We start from the raw sequence: 10404 nt of genomic DNA on the forward strand, positions 1-10404 counted from the left end.
CTACGGCGTCGTCGTGGCGGCGGTCCGGGGAAGCGGCAGCCCCGTGGGTCTGACGATGCGCGCCTCGCAGTTGGGGCGGCGACCCTCCCGGTCGTCCTCCTGGCGGGCCTGCTCTTTCACAAGGTCACCCCTCAAGAGGATGCCCTGGGGCAGGGGCTGCTCCACCTTCGTGTCCATGCAGGCGTCGAACGCGCGCCGCATCCAGGGGCCGGCGGCGCGGACCGAGAAGCCGCCCAGCGCGTCCATGCGGGCAAGACCATCCAACCGCTCCGTGAACACCGGGTAGCCCTCCTTCGCCTCGCGCCGGGCGTGGACCAGGGTGGCGGCGGCGCGCAGGCCCGGGGGCAGGCGGTGGAAGTCCGGTCCCGGGACGCCCGAGACGGACAGGACGTGGTTTCGCAGCGGTTCGCGCGCGAGCATCAGCGGCAGCGAGACACTGAAGAGCCGTTTCCCAAAGGCATCGCCGGTGCGCGTGAACTCCAGGGCGAGCAGCGCGAGGATCTCCGGATCCAGTCGGGGCAGCACGACCAGGGGGTCTCCGTCGGCCTCTTTCAGCGCGCGCTTCGGATCCACCAGCACGTCCCGGGTGAGGCGCAGCATGGAGCGGTCCTCGGGGGACGCCAGCGCGGCGAGCTCCGCGTCCTTCGGCGAGCGCTGTCCGGTGAGCAGGTCCAGCAGCAGCATCCGCGCCGGCTGCCGCGCGAGGTCGGCGGGAATCCAGTCGCGCATCACGTAGGACGTGTGCTCGGGCCCGGCGGCCTCCGCCGTGCGTCCGGCCAGTACCAGGAAGTCCCAGGTCCGGCGGCGCGGGTCCTGGCCGTAGCGGCGCACCAGCCCCGTGGCCGCGTCTCGCAGCCGCGCGCGCAAGAAGATGCGCACGTCCAGCTCCAGCGCCTCCAATGTCTCCGGCGGGTGCTTCTCCACGAAGGGCTTCAACAGCTCCGCCGTCTGGACCTCGTACGGCGGACGTCCGACGTCGTTCCCCCGGCCCGCGTCCGACGGGTGCTCCAGCTCGAAGCGCCACCGCGCCTCCAACCACGCGCGGGTCACGTCGGGCGAGTCCGGGAAGCGCACCGCCAGCTTCGAGTAGGCGTCGACGGCGTCCGCGGAGCCCAGGTCCGGCGGGCTCGCGCGCTGCAGGTAGAGGGCCGCCAGCGGTGAGTCCGGATGCTGCTGCGCGTGCTCCGCGTAGCGTGCGCGGGCCTGGGCCCCCTGGCCGATGTGGCGCATCAACGACAGCGCCAGCGCTTGCGCGGCCGGGTCCTCCTGCCAGGTGTGCATCAGCATCGCCGCGAAGTCGCGCGTGTTGCGCCAGCGCAGGTCGGCCGGCAGGTTCGCGGGCACCTGCGTGTCCACGAAGAGCCATGCGCGCGCGGCCATCTCCCGCGCGACGGTATTGCCCGGCTCCACCTCCGCAACGGCGGACGCCACACGGCCCGCGGCCTGCCAGCGCCCCTCTTCCGCGTAGAGGCGCGCGGCGGACTCCCACTTCGCGGACTGCACGGAGAGCTGTTCGCCCGGCTGGAGCACCGAGGCGATCTCCGGAAGGGACCTGGCGTAGGGGCCCGCGGAGACGACCCCTTCCTCCGGGACCGCCTCCAGCATCGCCGCGCCCTTCACGTTGTAGAGGATGTGCTCGCCCTGGACCGGAAGTGTCACGTCCTCGATGACGGACTCCTGGCCGGGCCAGGTCGTCACCGCATGGAGCGGTCCATCTCCCATCCTCACGCGCCCCTGCTCCTGCGTCCCGGGCGCCACCACCCAGTGCTCGCCGCCGATGCGCACGTCCACGGGGCGCGACAGACCGTTGACGACCGTCACGGCGCGCATGCTGCGCGCGTCCAGCCACACCGCGCCCAGACCCACCAGGCCGCAGAGCCCCAGCGCCACCCCAGCCAGGGACACCGCGCGGCGGCGCGACCTGCCCGGCGAGGGCGGCACCTGCCCGATGACCTGGAGCGGAGCCTTGCCGTCCGCGCGCACGAGGTAGCCCTCCAGGGGCCACACCGGAACGCCCAGCACCGTCACCGTGCGCTCGGCGACGAAGGGGGCGTTCGGGGCGGCGTCGCGAGGAGGCACGCCCCTCCACCGGACACCCGTCCCCAGCACGGAGGACGCGGACGGCGGACGGGCGGCGATGACGAAGGCGCCCCGGTCCTCCACCAGCGAAGCCAGCAGCTCTCGCGTGGGCCCGGGCGGCTCGTGCTCCAGCCGGCGCAAGAGCACCGCGTGCACCGCCCACGCATCACCCCGCGCGAGCGCCTCCGACAGTGCGGCATCCGGCAGGAGCTCCGCCAGACGCGGCGCGCGCTCCAGCAAACCGCTGGGGTCCGTGACAGGGACGAGGGACATGGCCCGCATTCAACCGGGACCCGGCGGGGGGAAGGCAAGCCCCCGAGCCCTGAATCCGGTCAGCCCATGGCCCGAAGCGGCCAGGCCACGAATGCCTTCGACCTCAAGAGGGCCACCAGCATCCATCGTCGCGCCGGGCCTCAAGGCCTGAAGGCTGCCTCCACCGATGAGCAGGTAAGAGCCCTTCCGAGCCCCCGGCGGCGGCGCGCGGCCAAAACCTGTCCGACTGTCGGACCGCTTTGGACCACCGCAACCAAGGCCCCCGACACCCGAGCCGAGAAAACCTGTCCGACTGTCGGACAAGTTCGGGGCAACCGCGGCCAAGACCTCCATCCATCCGGCCAGCGGAAACCTGTCCGACAAGAGCGGGCCTCCGTGCTGGGAGCCGCCGCTCAATCCGAGCGCGGAATCCTGTCCGACTGTCGGACAGCTTTGGGCCATCGTGGCTGGCCGGGGCCTCCGCCCAGTCCCACTCGCAGAAACCTGTCCGACTGTCGGACAAGTTCGGAGACAACCGCGGCCGGGGGAGCACCGCATCGGGCCAGTGGAAATCCGCTGGACCGGTTCGTGCGGTGCGCCACTGGCGGGGTGCGGCATGCCACTTGCCTTGAATCCCGTCAGGCCATTGTCCGAAGCTCCCACGCCATGGGCGCCTTCGACCTCGTGATCATCTCCGTCATCGTCGCGCTCGGCCTGGGGCGCTTCCTCGTGACGCGCGACCAGCGCCGCGCGCCGCCTCCGGAGGCCGAGCCGCGCAAACCGACGCCGCAGCGCATCGCCGGTCGAGTCCTGCTGGGGTACGCCTACGCGATGGCGCTGTTCATCCTGGTCCGCTTCTTCCTCAGCCGGATGTGACGGGGGCTGGCTTGCGCCCCATCCCGAGCACGCTTGATGCTTTCCCCCATGAACCCGTGGCTCGTGTCGGGGGTGGTGTCCTTCGCGCTGGGGGCATACCTGCGCCGCCGGGATGAACGCGGCCCCACGAAGGGTGTCATCGACCGGCGGCACCTGACGCCGCTGCAAATCACCTACAGCCTGCTGTTCGCGTATCCGTTCTGCGCGGCCTACACCGCCCTGAACCTGTACCTGGGCCCCTGAGCGCACGAAGCGCCCGGGGCCCGAGGTCCCGCCCGGGCTTCAGTGCTTGCCGTACTCCAGCTTCACGCCCTTGCGCTGCGCATAGATGTACGCCTCCATCGCGCGCATCTTCGGATCGCCGTCCGCCAGCGGCTTGCCTCGCACCGGGTTCTCGATGCACCAGTTGATCATGTCGCGCAGCAGCGCCACGCGGCCCAGCTGCACCTGGTACTTCGGGTAGGTCTCCGGGTGGGTGTTGGCCGCGTCCGGATGGCACATGTCGCACGACACGCCCACCGTGCCGCCCAGCGCGTCCGCGTCGTGGAACACGCGGTGGCCCTCCTTCACGGCCGCCTGCACGGAGTCCGCCCACACCTGCTCGTCGCGCTCGGAATACGCGCCGTAGGTGTGGCCCGTCTGGAGGTTGGCCTTCTGCTGCTGGGGCACGGCCTTGGCGCCCGTCTCCGCGCCCACGCCGCCCTGGCGCACGTCGTTGCCCGAGGGCTTCGAGCCGGGGTTGGGTTGGGGCGCGGGCGTTGGGGACTTCTTCGTGGCCGGGGGCGCGGCCTGCGCCAGCACCGGGCCGGGCACGTCGTCCCAGTTCGCGTCCGGGTTCTTCTTGCGCCAGTCATCCATCAACTGCGCGGTGGCGGTGATGGCCTGGGCGCGGGTGAGCTTCTGGCCATCCTTCACGCCTTGCACTTCCATGGACGTCTCACCGTCGCACAGGCCCAGCACCAGGTTGCCGTCCTTGGACGCGGGCAGGACGTGCTTGGGGAGCGGTTCGGCCTTCGGCTCCGGGGACGTGGCGAGCGCCACGCCGCCGGCGAAGGACAGGGCCGCGCACGGGACCACGAGCAACTTCATTCGCAGGTTCATGGGAGGGAGTTCCTCTTCCGGTCCTAGTAGGTGGGCAGCTTGGGCTTGGGGGGCGCGGACTGCTTGCCACCGGAGCCCAGGTAGCTGGCGCGCACGGTGATGGGGTCGCGCTGCCAGAGGTTGTAGACCTTGTCCACGAGCCCCGACTCCAACACGTCCATGCGGCCGTCACCGCAGCCGTCGAACTGGCTGAACGGATCCGCGCGGTTCATGGGCACCGTGAGCGAGGGCAGGCCTTCCGGCGCGTACGGCCACGGCCACGCGGTGGACAGCATCCCGTGGAAGGAGATGTTGCCAATGCGGTTGCTGAGCAGTTGGTGCGTGTGTCCGTGGATGACGGTGACCTTCTCGTACGGCTTGAGAATGGCCTGCACCTCGTCCGCGTCGTCGGTCCAGAAGTTCCAGGGCTTGTAGTACTTGTAGAGCGGCGAGTGGCTGAAGACGATGACGGGCGTCGTCTTCGCCACCTTGGCCAGGTCGTTCTGGAGCCACTGGCGCTGCTCGGCGCCGACCTCGAAGCGGGACTGGATGCCATTGTCCAGGCCGGCGACGATCTTCATGCGCTCCATGGGGGAGAGCTTCCGCTCCGTCCAGAAGTCCTTCTCCAGGATGGAGTTGAGCACCACGAAGTGCACGCCCTTGTGGTCGAAGGAGTAGTTGGGCGCGCCGAACAGGTCTCGCCACAGCTCGCCCATGTCCAGGAACCAGTCGTGCTCGCCCACCATCATCTTGATGGGGGCCTTCACGGACTTGAGGATTTGCGCGCCCAGCTTGAGCTCACCCGCCTGGCCCAGCTGCGCCAGGTCTCCACCGAAGAGGACGAAGTCCGGCTGGGGGTCCAGCGCGTTCACGTCATCCACGGCCTTGAGGATGGCGCGCACGAAGCGGTCGTTGAGCTTGTTTTCATACAGGTGCGTGTCGGAGATGTACGCGAAGGAGAACTTCGGCTTCTCTCCCTGCGCCTCCGCCACGTTGACCAGCTGGAAGCTGTTGGGCGTGAGCTTGCCCATGCCCGCGACAATGCCAGCGGAGATGCCGGCGACGCGCATGAAGGCGCGGCGGTCCAGCTTCCTCAGGCCCTCGAAGAAGGCGTCGCGTTCGGCGTAGTGCTTCGTCTCGATGCTCTGGAACTTGTTGGCCATGGCGCGCCTCCGTTACCGCTGCTTGGTGTTCGTCACCGGGGTGACGTCGCCGTAGAAGCCCAGGTCCGCCGGGTTCTTCACGTTCAGGTCCGGGTTCGGAGCCAGGTCGCCCAGGTTGCCCTTCTTGCCCAGGGCGATGGCGTTGTCCCGCTCCGGCCGGGTGTTCTTCCGGGCGCGCTGCTTCGCCAGCTGCTCCTTGTTGAGCTTGTCGAACTTCGTGTCCGTGAGGGTGAAGAGGAACGCCACCAGGTCGTCGATTTCCGGCTCCGTGAGTCCCAGCCGCTGCATCCCCCCGTCGAGGTAGGGATTGGCCACGCCGCCCTTGTTGTAGTGGTCCATCACGTCCCACAGCGTGGTGAGCGACCCGTCATGCATGTACGGGCCGGTGATGCCCACGTTGCGCAGGATGGGCGTCTTGAACGAGCCCACGTCGTTCTCCTGCTTGGTGACAAGGAAGCGGCCCAGCTCGGAGAACTCCGAGTTGAGCGCCAGCTCGTCGATCTGCTTCTCGTCTCCGGTGCGCACCACCTGCACGCCCTTGCGCGCCAGGGTGACGAAGTCCTGCTTGTGCGCGGCGACGCCGATGTTGTGGAACTTCTGGTCGCTGAACAGCGGGGACACGGCGTTGCCCGCGTGGCAGGAATTGCAGCGCGCCTTGCCGTTGAAGAGCGCCCAGCCGTTCTTCTCCGACGCGGTGAGCGCCTTGCTGTCGCCCGTGATGAACTTGTCGAAGCGCGCGTCGCCGGAGAACTGCATCCGTTCGAACGCGGCGATGGCGACGGCCAGGTCGTCGAAGTTGGGCTCGCGGCCGAACACCTTCTGGAAGTCGGTGACGTACTCGGGGATGCCGCGCACCTTCTTCACGACGGTGTCCGGGTCCGGCATGCCCATCTCACGCGGGTTGAGGATGGGCAGCTTCGCCTGGTCCTCCAGCGTGGCCGCGCGGCCGTCCCAGAACTGGGTGGCGTTGAAGAGGGCGTTGAGGACGGTGGGGCTGTTGCGCGCCACCTTCTGCTGCTTGACGCCTTCTGACAGCGGCTTGCCGTCGGTGAAGCCCAGCTCCGGCTCGTGGCACGTCATGCAGGCCACGGTGTTGTCCACCGACAGGCGCTTTTCCCGGAAGAGCTTCTCGCCCAGCGCCACCCGCTCCGGCGTGGGCTCCATGCCCTTGGGGACCGACAGCCGCCACAGCGTCGCGGAGACGCCCGGCGGCAGCTGCGGCGGTGTCGCGTTCGCGGATTGTGAAGGGGGAGGTGCTGCCAGTCCCACGCCGGAGTTGAGCACCACGGCGAGCATCGTGACGACGCCCGAGGGCAGCCGCATGAACGCCTCCTACCCGTTCTCTGGAGCCGCGGCGGGACATCCGCCCGGGTCCGAGGCCGGTCCGGGCATTTCACGCAACCCGTGAGAACTGTTCAACGGTCCCTCGGTCCAGGGGGAGGGCGAGTGTCTGGGATTGGAACGTCAGACGTCACGCTCCACCCACCGAGACAAGGAAAGACACGCACGGGCTTCATTTTTCCGCCCGTGCGCGTCCCGAGCCTGCGTCAGCGGACCCTTCCGTCGGAGTCCGCGATGCCAGCCCTCTTCAGCACGGCCAGCAACGGGTTCTTGCCGTCCGTGAGGAGGACGGGGATGTCCTGCTCCCCGAACCGGACGGTGCCCCTGCCCGGCGCCCCCTCGTCCAACTGAGCGCCGGGGAGCGCCATCAGCATGTCGAAGCTGGACCTGGACGTGACCACCATCCCCTTGAGGTTTCCCTCGAGGGGGACGCTCTGCCAGTGCAGTTGCTCGTTGTTCGCCTGGGGGCTCCTGCCGCTCACGGTCGCATTGAAGGCGCTGTTGCGGGCCGACTCGGTCTGGCAGCGCCAGAGGGGAGCGCGGCCGAGGGGATCGTTACTGGGGAGGCCCCGTTGATGCACGACGGTCGAGCCCGGGACCTTGCCCATGTTGTCCGTGGAGGACGCCCGCCAGCCGTGGGCGGGGTTCTCCAGCACGGCGGTGCTGAGAATCATCTGCACCTTGCTGTCATTGCTTCCCACGCCGCTGCCCTGGGCCTTCCAGGAGGTCTGCTCGATTCCCACCGCGCGCGTGTAGACGGCCAGCGCTCCGCCGCCGTTCTTGTCCGCGGTCCGCGAGTAGATGCCGTCCTTGCCCAGCCGGGTGTAGGCGGAGTTGAGCTGGCCCTGCAGGAGGGCGGTCTGCACGTGCTCCGGGGAGATGCCGTGGGTGAGGCAGGCGGCGTCGTCCAGATTGAGGGCCGTCTGACGTCTCGGATCCGCCGGGGCCAGCGCAGGGCAGCGGCCCTGCTCATACCGGACGCCGTTGCTGCTCGCGGCCAGCGTGGCGACGGGCGCCGGACTGGTGAAGGTGCTGACGCCCTGGTGGGATTGGACGGCGGACGGGGTGCTGGCCCGGGGCGAACGGGGCCCGTCGTCCGGGCGGGAGGTGTCGCGAGCGCTGGCCGGCGGGTTCACCGACTCGGGGCTCATGCCCTGGCTGGCGACGATTGAGAGGGGGGGAGGCGTCCTCGGAGAGGTCGCGGGGGAACGAACTCCTTCCGGACGCGGCGTGGAGGATGGATTGGCGGACTTGGGAACCAAGGGCATGGTGGCGAGGATCCAATCTCCGGAGGGGACGGGGATGACTGGGACTCCGTCCATTCTACGCCACCCCCTGTCTCGGACCGCGTCCCCCCTCCGTCACCCCAGCCGCACCGGGACGTCTTGAGCTGGGGGCCAACCCCCTCCGTCCTGTTGGAGCCAGGAGGCCGGGCCGTATGCTGCACGGAGCTCCCGGACCGAGGCTCACGCGAGGCTCGCGACGGCCCGACCCACGAGTTCAAGGCTCCGGGACGCGCAGGTCGCGTGAGCGCAGCAACATGGCGGACGCCGTCGCGGGGGCGAGCACCGACGCGATGATGATGCTCCAGTCCCACGGACCTCGCGCCCGGGCGGCGTTGAAAGCCAACGCCTGCACCAATGTCAGACAGGCATCCGCGGTGGTGAGCCGCCCCAGCAGCGTCGCCAGCCCGTCGCGCCAGCGGCGCAGGAGCAGCAGCAGGCCCGCGATGAGCCCCACGTCGAACACCACCCAGCCGTGCTGCACCCACGGCGAGGGGAACCAGTGCGCGCTCATGGGCAGCGCGAGCAGCACCGTCCACGGCACCAGCAGCGCCGTCAACGCACGCACGAAGAAGCGCGGCCGGCGCAGCAGCGTGACGAGCCCGAACTTCACCAGGCTTCCCCGCGCGAAGGCCCGGAGCGCGTCGTAGATGGCCCACGGCGCTGGCTCGTCCTTCGGGTGGGACAGATAGAGCGTCACCCACGCGTCGGGGCGGAACTTCGCCTTGAAGGAACGCAGGCCCTCGAAGTCGAACAGCGGGCGCCCGGCGCTGCGCGCGAACCGCAGCCACGGCCGCACCGGCCCCGCGAGCGGCGCCAGGCCCAATGTCACGTACTGGCGCCCGTTCAACGCGGCGGCGCGCATCGCGGCGTCCACCAGCGTCTCCGCCGTGCCGTTGGGCGCGGTGGGCTCGCGCAGCAGGTCCTGGAGGAACCAGCCGTCGCGCGCGTACACGGGCGTCACCGACAGGAAGCCCACCACGCGGCCCTCGACCTCCGCCACGAAGGCGCGGCGCTCCCGGGCGAAGGCACCAGGGGCCAGTCCCACCAGGAAACCCATGGTCGCCATGCGGCGCGACGCGAGCCAGTGCTCGGCCAGCACCTCCACCGCCGCTCGCAGCGGGTGGCCTTCCGTCTCCATCACCTCCGCGGGCACCTCGCGCACGCGCACGCCGTGGGAGCGCGCGCGGCGGAGCTGTTCGCGCAGGCTGCGGCTGCCCTTCACCACTGATTCCCATTTCGTCGGGTCCCACACCGGCTGCTCGCCAATGGGCAGCTCCTCGAACGGGACGAGCCGGGAGAAGCGCGACTCCGTGGCGAAGAAGCTCACGCGCTTGCCCGCGCTCCGGGCCGCCTGGTGGAAGGCCTCCACCACGTCGTGCACGCGCTCATGCGAGGCGATGGGACCGCCTCCCGCCACCCACGCGCCGCCCGTGTCCACGTAGGCGATGCACCCGTCCCCCTCCGGAGAGAACCAGTACTGGAAGCCCGGCTGCAGCACCTGGAAGGACGTCGCGTTCCAGCCGTGGTGCTTGAGCAGCGCCAGCACCCGCTCGCGCGGGTCGCCTGCGGGGTCCTGGTGGGGGTCGGCCATGGTGTTTGCGTTCAAACTACGTCCCATGGCGCACCCCCGCCAGCCAAAGCCGCCCGAGGAGACAAGGCCCTCCTGGAGGGACGGGCCGTGAGGAAGTGCACCGCCCCCGGGTGGAAGTGCACGGGGAATGGATCCAATCCGGCCGCTCCCACGCACTACAGGAGGACGTCCTTGACGGGGAAATCAGGGCCGGAGCCGGGCCCCCATGGGGCGGCCCTCCCATGGAGGGGCCCGGCTGTAGTACCGCGGCGACGGTCCCTCCTCAGGAACCGTCGTCCTCCGCGTCGTCCCCGCCGCTGTCCGCGGGAGCCCGGCCGAGCAACTGGTCCACCTCCGCGTGCGCGCTCTCCGCCTGCGCCGCGCTGATGCGCTTGTAGGTCTTCAGCGCGTCCACCACGTGGTGCGCGTGCTTCCACAGCGCTCGGGAACCACTGGACGGCGAGCGCTTGCGCGGGGACGGCAGCATCGCGGCCAGCACCGCTCCCTGCGCCACGGAGAGTTGGGACGCGGACACGCCGAAGTGCTCCCGCGCCCCCGCCTCAATCCCATACACGCCGTTCCCCCACTCCACCACGTTGAGGTACAGCGTCAGGATGCGCTGCTTCGTCAGCGCCGCCTCCAACCGGTGCGCGAGCACCAGCTCCTTCAGCTTGCGCACCAGGCTGCGGTCCGAGGACAGCCAGAGGTTCTTGGCCAGTTGCTGCGTGAGCGTGGACGCCCCCCGCCCCAGCTCCCC

General features: G+C 70.0%; 9 protein-coding genes. 2 read left to right on the forward strand and 7 right to left on the reverse strand.

All coding sequences use genetic code 11. From position 1 onward, the window contains the following. Positions 1 to 2352 carry a hypothetical protein gene (locus tag D7Y15_RS24270; protein WP_121754088.1) on the reverse strand — a complete coding sequence of 784 codons (2352 nt, stop codon included), beginning with the start codon at positions 2350 to 2352 and terminating at the stop codon, positions 1 to 3. 645 nt (positions 2353 to 2997) lie between these two features. Here D7Y15_RS24270 and D7Y15_RS24275 point away from each other — a divergent pair. Both D7Y15_RS24275 and D7Y15_RS24280 read left to right on the forward strand, forming a co-directional pair. After that, complete coding sequence (locus D7Y15_RS24275; RefSeq protein WP_120575654.1) at positions 2998 to 3207, forward strand: hypothetical protein; 210 nt, start codon at positions 2998 to 3000, stop codon at positions 3205 to 3207. A gap of 48 nt (positions 3208 to 3255) precedes the next feature. Further along, positions 3256 to 3450: a hypothetical protein gene (locus D7Y15_RS24280; RefSeq protein ID WP_120575655.1), complete on the forward strand. Its 195-nt coding sequence runs from the start codon at positions 3256 to 3258 to the stop codon at positions 3448 to 3450. Positions 3451 to 3489: 39 nt separating this feature from the next. Here D7Y15_RS24280 and D7Y15_RS45340 read toward each other — a convergent pair whose 3' ends face one another. The 6 genes from D7Y15_RS45340 to D7Y15_RS24310 all read right to left on the reverse strand — a co-directional run. Then, a complete protein-coding gene (locus tag D7Y15_RS45340) occupies positions 3490 to 4308 on the reverse strand; it encodes a c-type cytochrome (protein WP_199745981.1) in 819 nt (272 codons plus the stop codon). 23 nt (positions 4309 to 4331) lie between these two features. Then, complete coding sequence (locus D7Y15_RS24290; RefSeq protein WP_120575656.1) at positions 4332 to 5450, reverse strand: metallophosphoesterase; 1119 nt, start codon at positions 5448 to 5450, stop codon at positions 4332 to 4334. A 12-nt stretch (positions 5451 to 5462) separates the two neighbouring features. Continuing rightward, positions 5463 to 6773, reverse strand: a complete 1311-nt coding sequence (locus D7Y15_RS24295) for a cytochrome-c peroxidase (protein WP_120575657.1) — start codon at positions 6771 to 6773, stop codon at positions 5463 to 5465. Positions 6774 to 6997: 224 nt separating this feature from the next. Then, complete coding sequence (locus D7Y15_RS24300; RefSeq protein WP_120575658.1) at positions 6998 to 7942, reverse strand: hypothetical protein; 945 nt, start codon at positions 7940 to 7942, stop codon at positions 6998 to 7000. Between the two features lie 349 nt (positions 7943 to 8291). Then, positions 8292 to 9668 carry a bifunctional lysylphosphatidylglycerol flippase/synthetase MprF gene (locus D7Y15_RS24305; RefSeq protein WP_233605069.1) on the reverse strand — a complete coding sequence of 459 codons (1377 nt, stop codon included), beginning with the start codon at positions 9666 to 9668 and terminating at the stop codon, positions 8292 to 8294. 262 nt (positions 9669 to 9930) lie between these two features. Beyond that, positions 9931 to 10404, reverse strand: a 474-nt coding sequence (locus D7Y15_RS24310) for a biosynthetic peptidoglycan transglycosylase (RefSeq protein ID WP_169822520.1), incomplete at its 5' end; no start/stop codon positions are given.

Origin of the sequence: Corallococcus sp. AB030, assembly GCF_003668965.1 — a bacterium.
GTDB lineage: Bacteria > Myxococcota > Myxococcia > Myxococcales > Myxococcaceae > Corallococcus > Corallococcus exiguus.